The 17,059-nt window shown below is 42.5% G+C and carries 19 protein-coding genes; 12 read left to right on the top strand and 7 right to left on the bottom strand.

Annotated features, from left to right (window positions below; genetic code table 11):
- Nucleotides 1-113: 113 nt before the first annotated feature.
- From FFM70_RS11480 to FFM70_RS11470, 3 genes are all read right to left on the bottom strand, one after another.
- Nucleotides 114-857 (bottom strand): response regulator transcription factor, encoded by a 744-nt coding sequence (locus FFM70_RS11480; protein ID WP_137616999.1) that lies wholly within the window; start codon nucleotides 855-857, stop codon nucleotides 114-116.
- On the bottom strand, nucleotides 858-1,727 hold the full coding sequence (locus FFM70_RS11475) for a sensor histidine kinase (RefSeq protein ID WP_223877490.1): 870 nt from the start codon (nucleotides 1,725-1,727) through the stop codon (nucleotides 858-860). It lies immediately after the preceding gene.
- 1,137 nt (nucleotides 1,728-2,864) lie between these two features.
- Nucleotides 2,865-3,839: an asparaginase gene (locus FFM70_RS11470; protein WP_137616997.1), complete on the bottom strand. Its 975-nt coding sequence runs from the start codon at nucleotides 3,837-3,839 to the stop codon at nucleotides 2,865-2,867.
- Between the two features lie 302 nt (nucleotides 3,840-4,141).
- Here FFM70_RS11470 and FFM70_RS11465 point away from each other — a divergent pair, with 302 nt between their 5' ends.
- From FFM70_RS11465 to FFM70_RS11435, 7 genes are read left to right on the top strand one after another with little or no spacing between them, the layout of a single operon-like run.
- Complete coding sequence (locus FFM70_RS11465) at nucleotides 4,142-4,900, top strand: ABC transporter ATP-binding protein (RefSeq protein ID WP_137616996.1); 759 nt, start codon at nucleotides 4,142-4,144, stop codon at nucleotides 4,898-4,900.
- Between the two features lie 18 nt (nucleotides 4,901-4,918).
- A complete protein-coding gene (locus tag FFM70_RS11460; protein WP_137616995.1) occupies nucleotides 4,919-6,709 on the top strand; it encodes an FtsX-like permease family protein in 1,791 nt (596 codons plus the stop codon).
- Nucleotides 6,710-6,731: 22 nt separating this feature from the next.
- On the top strand, nucleotides 6,732-7,010 hold the full coding sequence (locus FFM70_RS11455; RefSeq protein ID WP_137616994.1) for a hypothetical protein: 279 nt from the start codon (nucleotides 6,732-6,734) through the stop codon (nucleotides 7,008-7,010).
- Nucleotides 7,011-7,040: 30 nt separating this feature from the next.
- The gene (locus FFM70_RS11450) at nucleotides 7,041-7,412 is read left to right on the top strand and encodes a GntR family transcriptional regulator (RefSeq protein WP_137616993.1); all 372 of its coding nucleotides are present in this window, start codon (nucleotides 7,041-7,043) and stop codon (nucleotides 7,410-7,412) included.
- A complete protein-coding gene (locus FFM70_RS11445) occupies nucleotides 7,409-8,284 on the top strand; it encodes an ATP-binding cassette domain-containing protein (RefSeq protein ID WP_137616992.1) in 876 nt (291 codons plus the stop codon). The genes FFM70_RS11450 and FFM70_RS11445 overlap by 4 nt, the downstream gene beginning before the upstream one ends.
- Complete coding sequence (locus FFM70_RS11440; protein WP_137616991.1) at nucleotides 8,274-9,083, top strand: hypothetical protein; 810 nt, start codon at nucleotides 8,274-8,276, stop codon at nucleotides 9,081-9,083. The genes FFM70_RS11445 and FFM70_RS11440 overlap by 11 nt, the downstream gene beginning before the upstream one ends.
- Nucleotides 9,084-9,101: 18 nt before the next feature.
- Nucleotides 9,102-9,890, top strand: coding sequence for an ABC transporter permease (locus FFM70_RS11435; protein ID WP_137616990.1), 789 nt, complete (start codon nucleotides 9,102-9,104; stop codon nucleotides 9,888-9,890).
- 51 nt (nucleotides 9,891-9,941) lie between these two features.
- Here the strand turns inward: FFM70_RS11435 and FFM70_RS11430 are convergent, their stop codons facing one another.
- On the bottom strand, nucleotides 9,942-10,412 hold the full coding sequence (locus FFM70_RS11430) for a universal stress protein (protein WP_137616989.1): 471 nt from the start codon (nucleotides 10,410-10,412) through the stop codon (nucleotides 9,942-9,944).
- Between the two features lie 196 nt (nucleotides 10,413-10,608).
- Here FFM70_RS11430 and FFM70_RS11425 point away from each other — a divergent pair, with 196 nt between their 5' ends.
- Together FFM70_RS11425 and FFM70_RS11420 are read left to right on the top strand one after the other, a co-directional pair.
- The gene (locus FFM70_RS11425) at nucleotides 10,609-10,845 is read left to right on the top strand and encodes a hypothetical protein (protein ID WP_137616988.1); all 237 of its coding nucleotides are present in this window, start codon (nucleotides 10,609-10,611) and stop codon (nucleotides 10,843-10,845) included.
- An 87-nt stretch (nucleotides 10,846-10,932) separates the two neighbouring features.
- Nucleotides 10,933-11,346 (top strand): GtrA family protein, encoded by a 414-nt coding sequence (locus tag FFM70_RS11420; protein ID WP_379855574.1) that lies wholly within the window; start codon nucleotides 10,933-10,935, stop codon nucleotides 11,344-11,346.
- A 107-nt stretch (nucleotides 11,347-11,453) separates the two neighbouring features.
- Here FFM70_RS11420 and FFM70_RS11415 read toward each other — a convergent pair whose 3' ends face one another.
- Complete coding sequence (locus FFM70_RS11415) at nucleotides 11,454-11,927, bottom strand: hypothetical protein (protein ID WP_137616987.1); 474 nt, start codon at nucleotides 11,925-11,927, stop codon at nucleotides 11,454-11,456.
- 183 nt (nucleotides 11,928-12,110) lie between these two features.
- On the opposite strand from FFM70_RS11415, the gene FFM70_RS11410 reads away from it, so the two are divergent.
- A complete protein-coding gene (locus FFM70_RS11410; RefSeq protein WP_137616986.1) occupies nucleotides 12,111-12,437 on the top strand; it encodes a hypothetical protein in 327 nt (108 codons plus the stop codon).
- Between the two features lie 49 nt (nucleotides 12,438-12,486).
- Here the strand turns inward: FFM70_RS11410 and FFM70_RS11405 are convergent, their stop codons facing one another.
- The gene (locus FFM70_RS11405) at nucleotides 12,487-13,509 is read right to left on the bottom strand and encodes a WxLIP family cell surface protein (protein ID WP_137616985.1); all 1,023 of its coding nucleotides are present in this window, start codon (nucleotides 13,507-13,509) and stop codon (nucleotides 12,487-12,489) included.
- A 155-nt stretch (nucleotides 13,510-13,664) separates the two neighbouring features.
- Nucleotides 13,665-14,189: a hypothetical protein gene (locus FFM70_RS11400; protein ID WP_137616984.1), complete on the bottom strand. Its 525-nt coding sequence runs from the start codon at nucleotides 14,187-14,189 to the stop codon at nucleotides 13,665-13,667.
- 733 nt (nucleotides 14,190-14,922) lie between these two features.
- Here FFM70_RS11400 and FFM70_RS11395 point away from each other — a divergent pair.
- Together FFM70_RS11395 and FFM70_RS11390 are read left to right on the top strand one after the other, a co-directional pair.
- Nucleotides 14,923-15,108 carry a hypothetical protein gene (locus tag FFM70_RS11395; protein ID WP_137616983.1) on the top strand — a complete coding sequence of 62 codons (186 nt, stop codon included), beginning with the start codon at nucleotides 14,923-14,925 and terminating at the stop codon, nucleotides 15,106-15,108.
- Nucleotides 15,109-15,297: 189 nt separating this feature from the next.
- Nucleotides 15,298-16,956: an IS1182 family transposase gene (locus FFM70_RS11390; protein WP_171002366.1), complete on the top strand. Its 1,659-nt coding sequence runs from the start codon at nucleotides 15,298-15,300 to the stop codon at nucleotides 16,954-16,956.
- Nucleotides 16,957-17,059: the final 103 nt, after the last annotated feature.

Below are 17,059 nucleotides of genomic sequence, written 5' to 3'. Positions count from 1 at the left end.
GCTATCACGCTAATTTATCAATAACACTTAAATATAGTGCTAACTTAAGCTTGACAAGATTTGCCAGTAGTTAGCACTATTTTTTGCGCTTCGTTTGTTATCCGATCCTAATCCTATCTATTCTTCAATAATCTATTGAGCTCCCGTGATTTTCTAAAAGAGACGGGACACTCAATGTCTGCCGCCAAAGTAACTTTTCTATTTTGATAATCATAATTGCTAATACGATCCAAGTTGATCAAGGCACTTTTATCACACCTAAAAAGCTGCGAATACTTTTTCTCAAAACTATTTAGATTACCAGGAAAATCGGTCTGCCGATTAGTGGCAGTTAAAATGACGCAGCCCGGCCGTTCCTTGGTTGTACTCAGCATGATGACATCCTTCATTGGAACTGAAAAAAAGCGTTTTCCCAATTTATAACCAAAAATTTCTTGATGACGAGCCGCATCTGCCTTTAGCATTTCCTGCGTCACACTAATATCTTTAATGATCTTCTGCATAATAGCATCTGCTGGCTGATCCTTTAAAATATAGTCCAATGGCGAAATCCGTCTTTCTAACGTTAGAAAAGATAATTCATCATGCGTTGTGATAAAGACGATCTGAGCAAATGGCAAAGCCGCTCGAATCTTACTAGCCAGTTTTAGTCCAGCCTGACTTTCTTCACCAATCTCCATATCCAAGAAGAACAGGCCTTCTTCAGAATTAGCCATTTTCGATAACACACCGGCCGTATCCTCCGCTGCCACCACCAATGTCATATCATACTCATTAATCAAAATCGTATTATTAATAATGCGTTCATATTCTTTACGTTGAACGGCATTATCTTCTAATAAATAAATTGGAAACACTCACTCATCCTCCATAATAATCAACGTCATTGTGACATAGCCGGCTTTACTTTCAATATCCAAATGAAACTGACGTTGCCGGCCGACTAATTCTCGGACATTAGCCAGTCCCAGTCCCCTGTTCTGGCCTTTAGTCGAATAACCAGTTTTAAAAATCTGTTGCTGGTTAAATGTCGAATCAATCGCATTTCTCACTGAGATCTCCAACATATCATCGATTTTATTGAAAGCAATTATGACGGACTTATCTGCCATCTTTTGTGCCTGTTCAATTGCATTATCTAATAAGTTTCCAATCACACGGACGACTATCGTAACCGCCTCACTAATTTGAAAGGCTTCGTTTAAAGTTTCAACGTTTAGTTCGACACCGCACTTTTTCGCATAGAAAAACTTCTGTACAACCAACCCGCGAATCGCAGTATCTTTCAATTGTTCTACTTGGGCAATTTTGGCATCGTTCAAGCTAGTTTCTAACACATTATTGTGATTAGCCTTGATCAAATAATCTTTGACTTTACCCATATCAGTTTGCGTATTTAAACTAACAATCAAATTTTTATAATCATGTTTAAATTTTCGCAATTCCAAATATTGTTGTTCAACACTTTTTAGATAGGTACTCAACTGCTCATTTTGTTGTTTTTCATTTTCCAGTTGTTGTTGCCGCGTGTAGACCTGAATCATTTCAATCATTTGCCAGCTCATCAAACCAATCATTAAAATAAACACAATCAACAGCGTAAATTGAATTGTTGCGGTTACACCTTGAATATTGCCAACCAACAATAAAAGTTCGATTGAACCAAACAAAACTAGCAAAAATACAAATAACCTTTTATCAATCTTTAGGCTTTGCAATTTAGCCATTGAAAAAGGCTGTTTCTTTAAAATACTGTAAACGAACCTCAATGCAATAAGATCAAACACACATATAATTACAATATCAATTCCAACCAGCACATGACTAAACTTAGACAAACCATTGACCTGAACAATTCCTAAAGAAAGGCTCAAAATTGACTCACTTAAAAAAGCTGCCAATGAAAAAACTAGGGTTTGACCAGAAAGTAGTGTTAGTAAAACGTTCAAATGGCTAAAAATAAGTTTGCCAAAACGAATTTTTTCTTCAATAACTACTGCCAACAAAAATATCACCGATGCCATATCATCCAACAGACACCCTATCAGTGAGAGCAGAATCAACAACGTACTCGATTTAATGAACATCTTGATCCCAGTTCGCTTAAAAATATGATTATAAACGACAATGATTCCGAAATATAAAAAGAATGACTGGATAATGCTATCTAAAATACTAATATCAACCACTAAGCTACCCCTAAAAGTTTATTTAAAACTATAACTTTTTTTACAATTGACCCCTTCTGATTCGATAATACACCCCCATCATAACCAAGCGCCATATTTATCTTTAACGTCCCTTTTTATCAAATAAACGTTAGCTGGTTTTACAACGATCTTCAATAACTGTGTTCTTAAACCTAACTTGAAAATAGTTACACTTTTTGAAATTTCACCAATTAATCAATATTACAACAAATTTCAAATTCAACCTTCTCCATACTCTAATGTTAGTTTCGACATTTATTGACATTAACTAAAGTCTGAAGGTCCCAAAACTGTCGTGAATTCAATAATTCTAACATTGGCTATGCCTAAAACGGGCTCATACAGATCATCACTCAAAACACAAGACTAGCTGTAGGTTGTTGTTGATGGCATCGGGCGTGTGGGTGGCGTTTGACCGGTGATTTTCCGGTCTTACACCACGGACCGGCCGGGAGACCTGCGGGTTGTGCAAGGCTTCCGGGCGAGGGGCAAGACGTTTCTCAGGCTTGGCCCGGTCCCTCGCCCGCATGTCATCAACAACAACCGGAAGCGGCAATTTTCAACCTTCATATCTAACTAAAAAATCTCCATCAAACGGCTAGCTGATAAAACTTCAGCCAGCCGTTTTATGGAGAAAACTAAATTTAAGCTATTTTATGAATTGGCAGTCGCAACAAAGCGGGCTAATTCATCCGTTGACATGCCGGCACTTACGCCGACCAACAACTTGATGCGGGCTTTTTGGCCGTTCAAACCTTGGCAGAAAATAACGCCCATCTGCTTCAACTGAACACCGCCGCCTTCATAATCGTAAACATCTTGTGCGATACCGTTGAAACAACGTGACACTAAAACAACTGGAATGTGCATGTCCAACAACTTTTGCACAGCTGGCAAAGTTGCAGGTGGCAAGTTGCCGGCACCTAACGCCTCGATCACAACCCCATTAGTCGTTGGTTGTGCAATGGCTTCAAATAATTCTGGTCCCATCCCGGCGTAAGCCTTGATCAAGAACACGTTGTCAGCGACCGTCCGAATTGGACAAACCGTTGACCGCAATAAAGATTCGAAGAACACGACACCATGTTTCGCCACTAAGCCAATCGGCCCAAAAGTTGGTGTCCGGAAAGTCGCCACGTTGGTCGTATGCGTTTTAGTCACATAGCGCGCTGAATGAATTTCATCATTCATGACCACTAAGACGCCTTTATCCGCGGCATCCGGCGCACTAGCCGTTTGAATGGCCGTTTCCAAATTATGCAGGCCATCTGACCCGATTTCATTGGCCGAACGCATCGCTCCAGTCACGACAACTGGCAAATCGTTTGGCAAAGTTAAGTCTAAAAAGTAGGCCGTTTCTTCCAAGGTATCAGTTCCGTGGGTAACCACGACCCCGTCGACCCCTTCACTCGCCGCTTTCGCGATCCGTTGCTTCAATTCCAACATTCGCGCTGGCGTAATGTGTGGTGATGGCAAATTAAACACATCTTCCGTTTCTAATTGAACTTCCCCACTAAATGGATTTTCATAACTATCTAATGGATTTTGCGCACCTGGCGCCATGTTCCCCGCTGCATCCGCAGACATGGCGATCGTGCCACCCGTGTGCAACACTAAAATTTTTTTCAATTCAGTTTCCTCCTATATTGTCCCTAAACTCAGTAAATGTAATTCTAGGCTAGCTGACGGTTGATTGCAATCACAAATATTTCCGCCCCAACCAACTAACCTCTCACCCCATATAACGAACCTATTTATGAAAAGTCACTAAAAATCTCATTAACAAGAACACTGTTAAATCAGCGTTCTAAGCGCCAATCACAATAAAATTAATCAAATAAAGTTGACAGAACAGCCTGCCACCTTTATAGTTAGTTGCATAAGTAATTAACCAAATAACAAATTAAGCTAATTAAAAGGAGTTACACATCATGTCAACCACACCAATTATGACGGTTACCGATTTACACAAAACTTACGGTAAAGCCGGTTCTAAACAATATGAAGCTTTAAAGGGAATCAATTTCGACGTCAACGCTGGCGAATTCGTCGGCATCATGGGGGCTTCCGGTTCCGGGAAAACGACCTTGCTCAACATGCTCGCCACTTTGGACCAACCAACTAGCGGTGAAGTCACGATCAATCAACAACCAATTACCCATTTAAAAGGGAACCAACTCGCCGACTTTCGGGCCAAAGAAATTGGGTTCATTTTCCAAGACTTTAACTTGCTCGAAACCATGACCGCCTACGAAAACATCGCCTTACCTTTGACGTTGCAAAATACCGCGGCTAAGAAAATCAAACCAGCCGTCGAAGTCGTTGCGGCTCACTTAGGCATCGCTGAATTTTTGAACAATTACCCGAACGAACTTTCCGGTGGACAAAAACAACGGGTCGCCGCCGCCCGAGCTTTGATCAACGAACCAGCCATGTTATTCGGTGACGAACCGACCGGCGCCTTGGATTCCAAGTCAGCACGCGAATTGTTAGACTTATTCACCACGATCAACCGTGAACAAGCCGTCTCAATCTTGCTCGTCACCCATGACCCATTTTCCGCCAGCTACTGCCAACGCATCTTATTCATTAAAGACGGCAAGATTGGTCAAGAGCTCAACCGGGCCGACTTATCTCGTAAAGCCTTCTACCAACAAATTCTCGATACCCTCGGCACATTCGAACAATAGAAAGGAGCCGCTCACAAAATGTTAACTAAACTCGCAATGACCGGCTTCCAAAAACGCTGGCGCGACTACCTCGTCTTATTTTCCGGCTTGATCATGTCCAGCGCCATCTTCTATATGTTTGAAGCCCTAGCTACGAACAAAACTTTCTTAAAACAAAATACCGGCATCAGCATGGTCGGCATGATTTTCCAATTTGGGTCCGTCTTATTGACCATCATCACCTTAGTCTATATCGGCTATGCCAACTCATTTTTACTCAGCATGCGCAAACGCGATTACGGGCTCTTCATGCTCGTCGGCGCTCGTAAAGGTAAAATTGGTCAGCTCATTTGGTTAGAAACACTCTTGGTCGGCATCACCGCCACCATCGTCGGCATTATTGTCGGAACGTTGCTCACGATAGGCTTAAGCCAACTACTCATCAGTAGCCTCGGCTTGACGCTCCATCACTTGTCCGCTTGGTACTTCCCAGCAGCGTTAACGACCTTATTACTCTACGTTGGCCTATTCTTACTAGCTGGCTTCTTCAACTTAATTGCCTTAACGAAGACCCCAGCCTTGAAGTTATTGCATAGCAACGATCAACCTAACCGGCCAAAACTCAAGCCAGTGCGCCAATTAGTTGAAGTCATCCTCGGCCTCATCTCAATTGCGATTGGTTATTGGGCCATGGCTAATTTAGATAAATTACAAATGGCTGGCATCGGAATCGCCTTAGTAACGATCGTCTTAGGGACATATTTGCTATTTAATGCCATCTTCGTGTGGTTAGTCGTGTTACTCAAACGGTTACCTTTTGCCAACCGCGGTTTAAATGGCTTCACGCTATCCCAATTAAGCTTCCGGATCCGCAACTATACGAAAATCTTATCCATCGTCGCCATGCTCTTCGCCTTAGCGCTCGGTGCCATTACGGTCGGGATGGGCTTCCATCGCCAAGTCCCGCTGATGGTCAACGGTGGTAACGCCTATGACATGGGTTTGGTCAACACAACTGGCTCACAAAAAGCTCAAATTAAAGCTTTAAATCCAACGACTGAAAGTACTTATCGTTTCAAAGTTGGCAAAAAAGCCGTTTACTATCGGGCTAGTGATTTTGATCAACACCCTTTCATTACAATGGAACAAGCCGGTCATAACCAGCTTAAATTTACCGTTAAACACAACACAGCCAAACAATTGCTGAAATCTAACGCCAGCTACCAACTAAACTCATTGCAAGGTAGCGCCCAACAACGTTTGCGCACACAAATGCTTTCTGACGCACAATATGCCAAATTAACCCAGCCAGAGCAACGTTTGACGGTCTTCGCCACCGCTGACGTCACGGCGCACACGGCCGCTTTGAAAAAGCTTGCAACCAGTCAACGCCATCGTGACACTGGCCTGCAAGGTGAAATGTTAGGTGGCCGTTACACCGGTTACCAATTGATCAATAGTATGTATTCCGGCTTAGAATTCATGGGCTTCTTCTTAGGGGTCGCCTTCTTAGCCATGTTAGCCAGTTGTTTAATGTTCAAAATCTTATCGGGTGCCGCTGCGGACCAACACCGTTACGTCATGCTCAATAAGATTGGGACGCGCAAAGCCCAATTGAACGGCGCCTTACGCAAAGAAATTGCCGTCTTATTCATCCTGCCCGGCATTGTCGGCGTCGTCCATGTACTCTTTGGCTTGAAAATGTTCAGCTTCATCATGGTCGGCTCACCTTACACCGGCATCTGGTTACCATTCTTGATTTTTGCCGGACTCTATTTAATCTACTATCTCATCACGGTCCAAATTTATCGGCGGATCGTCTTACAATAACCTTTTGGAGGGGGAATGAATCATGGTATACTTTGGATTAGTCGCTTTATTAATCGTTATTACGCCAATTCACCGTTACGTCTTAGCTAGCCGGAAACAATTCTGGCTCGGCGGTCTGATGCCAACCATTTGGCTCGCCGCTAACTTGATTACCGCCAATGCGATCGGTTTTGACCATCAGGATACCCTATTAGCAGTGCTCGGGACACTACTGCTCGTCTCCTGCTGGGTCGCCGCCCGGATTGATCGGACTGAACATCAATTAACCTTGACTCGTCACCATAAAATTGCAACTAAATAACGATTAACCCACTGCAATGAGGTGAAAAATATGCAGTTCAACTTCAATAGTACCGAACCAATCTATTTACAAGTTGCTGAACAAATCGAAGAAGCAATCTTTGCACGCACGTTTGCAGAAGGTGAACAAATCCCCTCTACAACGGAAATTTCCAAAGAGTTCCACATCAACCCAGCAACCGTTTTAAAAGGGATGAACATCTTAGTCGATGCGAATCTCATTGAAAAACGGCGTGGCGTCGGCATGTTCGTTATTCCCGGCGCACAAGGGCGCATCGTCGAAAAACGACGCAACCAATTCTACGATGACTACGTTAAAAATTTAGTCAGTGAAGCCCGGAAACTTCATATTACCAAACAAGAATTAGCAGAATTAATTGAACGGGGGTTTTCAACGAAATGAGCATTCAAATTCACGCCGTGAGCCAAAGCTTTCACGGCAAGACAATTCTTAAAGATATCAATTTAACGATTGAACCGAATAAGATTTATGGTCTGCTTGGTCGTAACGGGGCCGGTAAAAGTACCTTGCTGAACATCATCAGTAATCGGATTTTTCCTAGCCAAGGGACCGTTACTTTAGACGAAGAATCCATGAACGACAACGATCGGACACTTGGCCGCATCTATTTGATGAGTGAAGTCAACTTGTACTCTGAACGCGCCAAGCTCAATAAATTATTTGATACCACGGCACTGATGTATGGGAGTTTCAATCGAAAATACGCCAATGAACTCGCTGACAAGTTTGGCTTGGATCTCACGTCACGCTTTGGCAAACTTTCAACCGGTTACCGGTCCATTTTCAAGCTGATCGTGGCGCTCTGTGTGCCCGCTGACTACATCTTCCTCGACGAACCCGTCTTAGGACTAGATGCTAATCACCGCGAATTGTTCTATCAAGAATTGATTGAAACTTATTCGGAAAATCCCCGGACATTCGTGATCTCGACTCATTTGATTGAAGAAATCGCTAACTTGATTGAACACGTCTTCGTCCTAGATGACCACAAAATCGTCATTAATGGTAGTGTGCCAGACATTCTGGAACGGGCCTATACGATTTCCGGACCGGACGCCGACGTCAAGCAGTACACCGCTGGCTTAAACATTATCGGTGAAGACCACTTGGGTGGCATCACCGCGCACTACGTCTACGGGGCCTTGGCCGATGACCGCCCCATTCCAGACACGGTTAAGTTGGAACACTTGGACTTACAAAAGTTATTCATTAACTTAACGACTGAAAAGAAGGCTGCCGCTCATGTCAGCTAAACTGAAAGCAACGACACGCTACTTGTTGCGCGAACAGTTAAGCTATTTAGGCGTCGTTTATCTGATCGTGCTCGCGGCATTGATTGGGATGCCCCTGATTTCGGCCATCTTCAATCATAATCTCACTTGGCAACTTATACTGAACTCATTATCGATCAATGTTGGCTTTATCTTCGGTTGCTTCATTTTCATCCTGCCAATGCTGACTTACGATCACTTCAAACTTTTGATTCAAAATGGGATCTCACGGAAAACGTACTGGCGAGCTCGGCTGCTTAACATTATCAGTCTGAGTTTTATCGGGGAAGCCATCGCCATGGCCTACTACTTTTTCGTCACGAATCCGATCGCACACCGCAGCTTTAGCGCTGGCTTCAAATATGAGTTTTACGGCCAGCTTTACGGCGACTTCTTTGGTGCCCATAATCTTGCCGGTAATCTCCTGATGAACTTCATCTTCATGTGGCTGGCGTTCATCATGCTGGGCTTATGTGGCATGGCCGTTGGCAGTATTTTCAGCTTGCTGACGAAGACCGTTCGGCGCATCGTAATTATCGCGGTACCAATTTTAGGGCTCTTCTTCTTAGGCTTTTTGATCAATTGGCTTGCCCGGACCTCGATTCACTTCAACTTTGAAGGACTCGCTAAATTTCTCGGCTTTTTAGTCGGATTCACGGGCGACAACAAGGTTGGCTCGTTGAATCCACTGATTGCGACCGGCACCATACTGATCGTCAGTGTCATCATGGCTGCGATCGCCTACTACTTCAATCATAAGCTTAAAATCAAGAATGCCTAAGTCGGAGGAGGTTTAACAATGTCGAATAAAACTTGGCGTTTATCCCGTTACTTGTTCAAGGACCAGTTATTTTATCTAGGTTGGTCCTACCTAACGATTATCTTAGTTGAAACACTGTTGCCGTTTGGCGCTTCCTTGCTGAGTGGTACGGCCAGCACATTTAGTTGGCGGTCACATTTAAGCGGTCTGGGGATCGGCGCCATCTTCGCGTTCTTCGTGTTTATTTTCAGCTTACAGACTTATGAAGGCTTCAAGCTGTTCATTCAAAATGGAATTTCGCGCCGGACTTACTTACGGGCGCGCCTTGGTAATTTAGGCCTGATGAGTTTGCTGGGCGTCGTCCTAGCGGTGATTAACGACTTCGCCATCTCCGCCCCACTATTGCGCGTCGACGTGTTCGGCTTGCTAGCACGCGGTCCGTATGAAATGTACGCGAAGTTTTTCGGAAATAATGTCTTCGCCACGGTGCTCATTTATATGCTATTCTTATGGATTTTCTATCTCACCGTTGGGCTGTTTGGCATCGCCGTCAGCAGTCTGCTTGACCTGACAACCAAAACAGTGCGCCGCGTCATTTATATTGTCGTCCCAATTCTGGGCATCTTCCTACTGGGATTCGTGGCTTCAAATGGCAATACAAGTCAGGCGTCGATGGGTTTTGTGAACTTTGCGAAGTTCCTGCTCGGTTATCGCGAAACACTGGGCTTATTTAACCCATTCATGCCAATGTTGACCATGGTCGTCTGCAGCCTCATCTTTGGCGCCATTGCTTACACGTTCCATCTTAAACTGAAGATCAAAAATTAAGCATTAAAAAACGGCTATCCGCAATTGGATAGCCGTTTTTGTCTGCCAAGGTTATTTGGCAACTTGTGTATTATTTAAATCAGTTTTAACAACGATGACGTCGGTTAAGGCGTTCCGTTGCACGAAAGTCGTGACCGAACCTTCAAGGACCCGCTCCATCGCATTCAACCCGGTGGCGCCCATCATGATCAAATCGTTATGATGATCTTCAATGAAGTCTTGCGAGATGATAGGTTTAGGACTGCCCATCCGAATATGGAATTCAATATCATCGAAACCATTTTTCTTAACCGTTTCAACAACGCCCTTCAAATAGGCTTCAGAATCTTGAACCAATTGGTACGTAATGTCGCCATCCGCTAAACCAGCCAGATTATAACCAAATTGGCCGGGATCGATTACGGACAAGACATCCACGTGTGCCTGGTTCCGTTTGGCAACCGCAACGGCCTTGTTTAAAGCAGCTTCCGCTTGTTTGGAACCGTCTAAGGGAACTAAAATATTCGTATATTCTTGTAACATCTGCGCCACACCCTTTCCATCTACTATCTTTATTTTACCATTTATCGCCCGTGAATGCGTTCTCAATTCGTTGGTTCACTTGAAAATGGCTGTTAAGTGAGCAAACTAGGACTTTTACACAACATTTACACAAACAGAATCATCTTTTTACACCCAGCGCCTACAATGAACTTATTCCACTGGGGAGGTAGTTCATATGTTAGCACTTGATAAACGGCACCATGGCGTCATCATCAGCCAGACCGTCGTCATTAGTGACGAAGTTGAATACCAGATTGATCTCCTGACAAGTCGCTTGAAGCATCCCTACACCGTTAAAATTACCGCGTTGACCTTAGTTGGTCATACGGTGATTACGGTCGCTCATTTTGACCATTTAGCCGCGGCCCAAAGCGCGTATGCGGCCTATTTCACCGATTTAGCGCAAAAATAACCGTTAACCGACGCACAACTTGTTTTTTTATGCTACGATAATAGCACTTAATTTAACGAGTTGGAGCGGGGAATATTGAAAACAATTATGCAATTGTGGCATCGTTATCAGAGTGTGTTATCCTATTTGATTTTTGGTGGGTTAACCACACTTGTGAACATCGTCGTCTTTTGGCTATTTAACAATTTCACGAGCTGGCCAGTTTGGCTCAGTAATGCCATCGCCTGGTTCCTGTCCGTCCTATTTGCCTACATTACGAATAAATTATGGGTCTTTGATTCTAAGACCCCGACCGTCAAAGCCGTCATGGCCGAAGCCACATCATTCTTTGGCTTTCGGCTACTCAGCTTCTTCGTTGATGAAGCCATCATGGTCATTGGGGTCACGGTCTTACACGGCAACAGTCTCCTCGTCAAGATTCTTGACCAAGTGATTATCGTCGTCATGAACTGGTTCTTCAGTAAGTTATTCATTTTTAAAGATCGCGCCAATAAGGGCTAAAAAAAGTGGCTGAGAAAAAATTCTCAGTCGCTTTTTTACTGCGATTAAAGCTGTCTGCCTAAATTTGCCATCAGTCCGAATGGTCAATCCCAAAAGTTGGCCCGGTGTTAGCCTAACTTCTGATTTGCAGTATGTAACATCGTTAAAGTCTGCATGACTTCATCAATGTTAATGCCGTCCCAGTTGTAAAACACAAACTGGCGACCACCTTTCATTTGGATCAATAAGTGGCGGGCCGTCGATTCGTAGCCATTGCGAATCTCATTTTGCGTCGTGGTCATCTCATAGTACTGTACTTGCGCCAAGTTGATCACGATTTCGCCAATCCGCACGAATCGCGGGCTGTCAGCCGACGTGGGTACCGGGATAACGACCCGTGACCCATCGTGGTGATGTTGACATAGCGCCGTCGCCACTAAGCCAGCCGTAGTTAATTCTGGCGTAAAACAAATTTCCTCCCCCAAATGAACCGGTCCAGTAGTCGGTGCCGCTGATAAAGCAAATTTAAAATGACGTCCATGGAAGTCGGTTAGGATTCCTTGATTCAAGTTGCGATTAATTTTAGTAACATGGCCAATCATAGTAATTTCCTCCTCTCTACCGATACTGTTAATTTACCACGTTAATTAAGGGACACTGCACTAATTTCCCCACGCTTGCGAGCTTTCGTACAAATTTGCCGTCAGAGTAATTTAATTATCCTTTTTAATCTGCGGAACGTGCTAAACTAGATTGAATCAGAGTAGTTTAAGGAGAGGATACTATTGGGATTTAGCCCCACTGAAACCGATTATTTAATCGATATTTTAACCACGCATTTGTTTACCCTGTTAGCGAGAGTGACTCGTTGGCAAACGCACAGTTTATCACAACAACAGTACGACAATCAGGTCGCCGAAACGCTGACGCCAAATGTCGAACAGTTGCAGTCGATTGCGGCAAAATTAGCCCCAACGGTCGGTAATGAAGATCAATTTAAAGCGTTGCAGCTGGGTATTGCTAAATTGGCCGCGGCGCAGAGCTACCAGTTGACGGAAGAACAACTCAGCCAAGCCAACGAACGGCGCCTGAGTCGCCACCGTTTTCGCTAAAATAAGCGCAACCCAAGTTTGTGGGCTGCGCTTATTTTAGTGGTCTTGCTTAGTCTTCTTTGTGTCGTTTCCGTAGTAACCAGATAATCCAACCGAGGAGGGCTAGGATTACGGCTACTAGGCCACCGACCAGCCACCAATTTGTGACTTTTTCTGGCTGAATGACCGCCGTCTTATTCAACTTACGAGCTTTCTGTGCTGTAATCGTAAATTCTTTTTTGAAGTCCCATTTATACTTACCCTTTTCAGAGTCAGCATTCAAGTAAAGTGTATACTTACCAGGCTTCAACTGTTTCTGACCTTCGCCAAGAGCATAGTAGAAATTACTGTTAGGCGCCATTCGCATCTTTTCTTTAGTTGTTTTAAACAACTTTTTAGAATCGCCATTTTTTGTCACGTAACTACTCACTTTTAAATCCTCCATAATCACTGCTCGTAGATTTTGTAATTGAGCAACAATATGATTATAACCGTTGATTTGTCGTGCGCCTGCATACAATAATTTCATATCTGGCTTAACAGTATTTGTCTCTTGCTCCTGTAATTTCAATCCAATCACATAACCGAATTGATTTTGTAAGCTGAAGCCACTGCTCGACTTCTTTTTATCCTGTTTAACCTGTTGAAGGATATTAATACCGCCTAAAGCGATTCCTTCAAAAGATTTTTTAGGCATTTCAATTGTCACCCCAACGCGCTTAGTTGAGTTGGCCTTTACTACCACATTCTTCTGATTAGTTGTCGCATCAGCAATATTAAACGACAGTGACTTATCCAAACGTGGTGTAGTTTCATTATAGATAATTGAGCCATTATCACTAGTTGTAGCTAAATTCGTAATGACATCGTATTTATGCTCAATTTTATCATCATTCTTGATATTTACGTAAACTGTTTGCTCTTGCCCCGGTTCCATTTTGAGGTCAAAAAAAGTATTCTTCTGATCCAACTGGTTACTGGGCAATTCAGCGTTTACTGAAAAATGATTCTTTTCAGCATAAGCTACTATTGATAGACTTAAAGTAACCAATCCTAATATAAATCCCAAAATCCATTGTTTTTTGTATATCATCTCCAACCTCCGAGAAATATTTTTTTGTTCTATACCCTCTCTTTTTAGCGCACCATTACTATACTTAAAATTTAGAACTGTTTAACTTAATTTTACCTTCACAGTGCATCGTTTAACGTCCATGTTATCTTAGATTTATATTCTCCTTTGGGATACTACGCTGGGACATTTAATTCGACACCAGTTGAATCATACGATAAAGCATGTCTCCCTACAGAGTGACCCTGTGCTTCTAATATCGTCTCTGCTTTCAGAGTAATTTCCTTGTCTCCTGGGAATTCAGGATTCATATGTTCAGGTGAAGTGGCACTTTTAAGTACTGCCCCCGCTCTCTTAAGCTCCAATTTTTCACTTTTAAGTGCTACACCCTCTGCCAAGTCAGTTGTACCTACAAAGTTTTCCCTACTAGCCTGTAATTTCCACCTCTTACCAGACTCATCTATATGGACTACTACTGTTATTCCTTTTGGAACCGTGGTCTTTATAGTACCTGGCGACGCCTGGTTAGTGATTGGAAGAAAATTCAATTCTGATACTGACTCTAATCTATTATTTGGGTTGGATACATCAGTAACATTAACAGATACTTCAGACTCTGATAACTTCTCCGCATGTACAACTGTCGGTGCCATAAATAGGGTTGCCGCACCTAACGCTATTAAACTCATTTGCTTAATCATGTGGTAATCCTCCCTTGGTTTTTCAAACTGCCTGTCCGACCGACAACATGTTAGTTTCGCCAATTAATTTACCACCACTTTCAGTTTTAGCTACTCTCCTCAACCGCTTTCAAGTTTTGTCGTTTGATCAATCATTTTCGAGTAAGTCGCCCACGACCGATGAAAGCCATAACTACCATCGATTTAACTCGCTCTAGCACATTTCCTTAACGGTGACATTTACGACACCTACATAAGAGTTTTGATTATCAAGACATAACTTGCATTGCCATCTAATAAGAATTAACTAATTAATTTGATAACTTGTTTACAAGAACAAATTTACCAGATAGCTGAAAACCTGACAAGCTTGATGCTCACTAAATCGCAACTTTTTTCGTGATTAGACCGCATTTAGGCCCTGACTTCAGCCGATAAAGTTCAGGATTGTACAAGTGGGTTTCACTGATCAAAAAACACTAAAAAATCGCCGTTAGCTTTCTTTTTCAGACTTGCTGGCGACGATTTTATTTACGGTTTGATACTATCGGAAAATTTTCTTGAATTTTTTTGACTGGCGACCCATTTTAGTCACCTTATTCTGACCATTTTTAACGGTTATTTGCTATTTATTGGTCAGCCAACCTCACTTCTTAACAGAAAATTCAAATTTCAATCACGGGATAACAATTTTTAGTCGCTACAATGAACTTATAAACTTAAAGCACTCGTTGCGAAGAAGGAGGGTCCCTTAATGTTCTTAATCATCTATTGTACGCTCGCGATTGCCGTATTCTTTTGGATTTTTGGCTTCAAAACCGCGGCGGCCATCATTGGCATTCTATCGCTACTCTTAATCGCCTACTCCTTCATTCGGCGACAAATCGAACGTAAACGCCTTTTAAAAAGACAGACGGCGACCAATAAAAGCCGTGGTTAATTTACTTAAACAGCTAATCAAAAAAATGACGAGTCTGGGACAAAACTCCCAGCTCACATCAAAAAAGGTAGTTCTGAGAAATCAAATGATTTCTCAGAACTACCTTTTTAAGCTTATGTATACACAGAGATGACGATCCCTGCTATTCTTAAGGCGCTGAACCCAAAAAGAAAAGAGATCGTTAGCTCCATGCAAATGAATTATACCAGTAATCAAACCACTTTAAAACTCAATCTAGTTTGGCAACCTCAATCAACTCACGTTGCTTGGGCCATTAACGCTATCGTTAATGATATTCCAACTCACATTATTAAGACTAATTTAGCGGCAACTGGACGCCCATCATATCCGCCACAGTTGCTATTAAAACTTTTCTTGTTTGGTTATTTACGGCGTACTTTTTCAGGTCGTAAAATCGTTCAAATGGCTAATGAAAACCTTGTGATGCGTTGGTTTATTGGTAATCGTTGTCCCATCCCAAGCTATCGAACCCTCAACCGTTTTCGGAGTAATCCTAAAACTAAATTGCTAATCACGGGATTATTCAAGGCTTTTCGTGATTACCTAACCATGCTCGGTCTCTTTGATGAATCGGCATTATTTATTGATGGAACCAAAATCTTAGCTGATGCCAATAAATATAGTTTCATTTGGCGTAAAGCTGTTGAAAAGGCTGAACCTAGACTCGATGGTAAAACCGCGCGGCTTTACCATGAATTAGTTGACTATCAAGTTGATGTGCCACAGTTGTCACCTGAAAAACAAGCAATTACTGCCAAAGAGTTGGTTAAACTGACGACCGCTTTGACTATAACTATCAATGATTTGAATAAGCAGATTGAACAGGAAAAGCCTAAACGTGGCGGTTCAGCTCTCAAACGCCGCCGTCGTAAATTAAAACACTTTCTCCATCAACTAACGACTGACTATTTGCCACGCAAGCAAAAATATGAGTTCGATAATGCAACTTTCGGCGACCGCAATAGTTTTTCAAAAACTGATTTGGACGCTACTTTTATGCGTATGAAAGAAGATCCTATGCTGAATGGACAACTAAAACCAGGCTATAACTTGCAAGTCGCCAGTCAAAATCAATTTGCACTTTATTATCAGTTATTCCAACGTCCAACTGATACTCGAACCCTGATTCCATTCGTAACCCATATCTTTAAACAAACACCTAACGCCGTTCACTGGATAGTTGCTGACGCTGGTTATGGGAGTGAAGCCAATTATCAAAAAATTACTGATGATTTCCAAGTCCACTATTTGATTCCTTATGGCATGTATGAAAAAGAACAAACTCGTGCCTACCACCAAGACCGCCGTAAAGTTGCTAACTGGCATTATGATGAAGTAAATGACAAATACACAGATCTGGATGGTATTACTTTTGCTTTTCACAATTACAGTACACGTCATGATCGCTATGGCTATGAGAAACAGTTCAAGATCTATCGTACTGTCCAATACTTTGAGAATCCTAGACGAGAAGCGCTTGCTACGACGAAGAAAGGCAATCGCCGCCAGATAGGTGTTAATTATAATTGGTTATATTTTAAGAACAGGGCTAAAGAACAACTGACCAGTAAAATCGGTCATGATTTGTATGCTCGACGCAAGATTGAAATTGAACCAATCTTCGCTGACCTGAAGACTTACTTGAAATTCAAACGCTTTTCGGTGCGTGGTCTAACAGCCACCAACAATGAGATGGGAATAGCTTTAATGGCTGAAAATCTATCAAAATTATCTAAAATCGTTAAGCAACCAGACCTAAGGTCAAAGAAAAGTGGTGTCAATCGCCACAGACCGGCAATTGACACCACTTACTTATTCAGAGTCTAGGGCTGTCTGTCCCAGACTCTTATTTAAAGTGGTACTTTATCAGATAACTTTAGTTAGCCTTTAGACTTTAACGAGATCCTTGTCGAAGTCAAAAGTTTTGGAA

Source organism: Lactiplantibacillus nangangensis, assembly GCF_005405065.1.
GTDB lineage: Bacteria > Bacillota > Bacilli > Lactobacillales > Lactobacillaceae > Lactiplantibacillus > Lactiplantibacillus nangangensis.
Note: the sequence above shows the minus strand (reverse complement) of the source record. Positions and strands in the feature narration are given on the sequence as shown.

Coding starts and splice junctions, on each gene's coding strand:
- FFM70_RS11415 (WP_137616987.1), bottom strand. CDS start 11,927: ATGATTGGCCATGTTACTAAAATTAATCGCAACTTGAATCAAGGAATC.
- FFM70_RS11460 (WP_137616995.1), top strand. CDS start 4,919: ATGTTAACTAAACTCGCAATGACCGGCTTCCAAAAACGCTGGCGCGAC.
- FFM70_RS11440 (WP_137616991.1), top strand. CDS start 8,274: ATGTCAGCTAAACTGAAAGCAACGACACGCTACTTGTTGCGCGAACAG.
- FFM70_RS11420 (WP_379855574.1), top strand. CDS start 10,933: ATGCAATTGTGGCATCGTTATCAGAGTGTGTTATCCTATTTGATTTTT.
- FFM70_RS11435 (WP_137616990.1), top strand. CDS start 9,102: ATGTCGAATAAAACTTGGCGTTTATCCCGTTACTTGTTCAAGGACCAG.
- FFM70_RS11430 (WP_137616989.1), bottom strand. CDS start 10,412: ATGTTACAAGAATATACGAATATTTTAGTTCCCTTAGACGGTTCCAAA.
- FFM70_RS11445 (WP_137616992.1), top strand. CDS start 7,409: ATGAGCATTCAAATTCACGCCGTGAGCCAAAGCTTTCACGGCAAGACA.
- FFM70_RS11425 (WP_137616988.1), top strand. CDS start 10,609: ATGTTAGCACTTGATAAACGGCACCATGGCGTCATCATCAGCCAGACC.
- FFM70_RS11475 (WP_223877490.1), bottom strand. CDS start 1,727: ATGGCTAAATTGCAAAGCCTAAAGATTGATAAAAGGTTATTTGTATTT.
- FFM70_RS11465 (WP_137616996.1), top strand. CDS start 4,142: ATGTCAACCACACCAATTATGACGGTTACCGATTTACACAAAACTTAC.
- FFM70_RS11400 (WP_137616984.1), bottom strand. CDS start 14,189: ATGATTAAGCAAATGAGTTTAATAGCGTTAGGTGCGGCAACCCTATTT.
- FFM70_RS11450 (WP_137616993.1), top strand. CDS start 7,041: ATGCAGTTCAACTTCAATAGTACCGAACCAATCTATTTACAAGTTGCT.
- FFM70_RS11405 (WP_137616985.1), bottom strand. CDS start 13,509: ATGATATACAAAAAACAATGGATTTTGGGATTTATATTAGGATTGGTT.
- FFM70_RS11455 (WP_137616994.1), top strand. CDS start 6,732: ATGGTATACTTTGGATTAGTCGCTTTATTAATCGTTATTACGCCAATT.
- FFM70_RS11390 (WP_171002366.1), top strand. CDS start 15,298: ATGCAAATGAATTATACCAGTAATCAAACCACTTTAAAACTCAATCTA.
- FFM70_RS11395 (WP_137616983.1), top strand. CDS start 14,923: ATGTTCTTAATCATCTATTGTACGCTCGCGATTGCCGTATTCTTTTGG.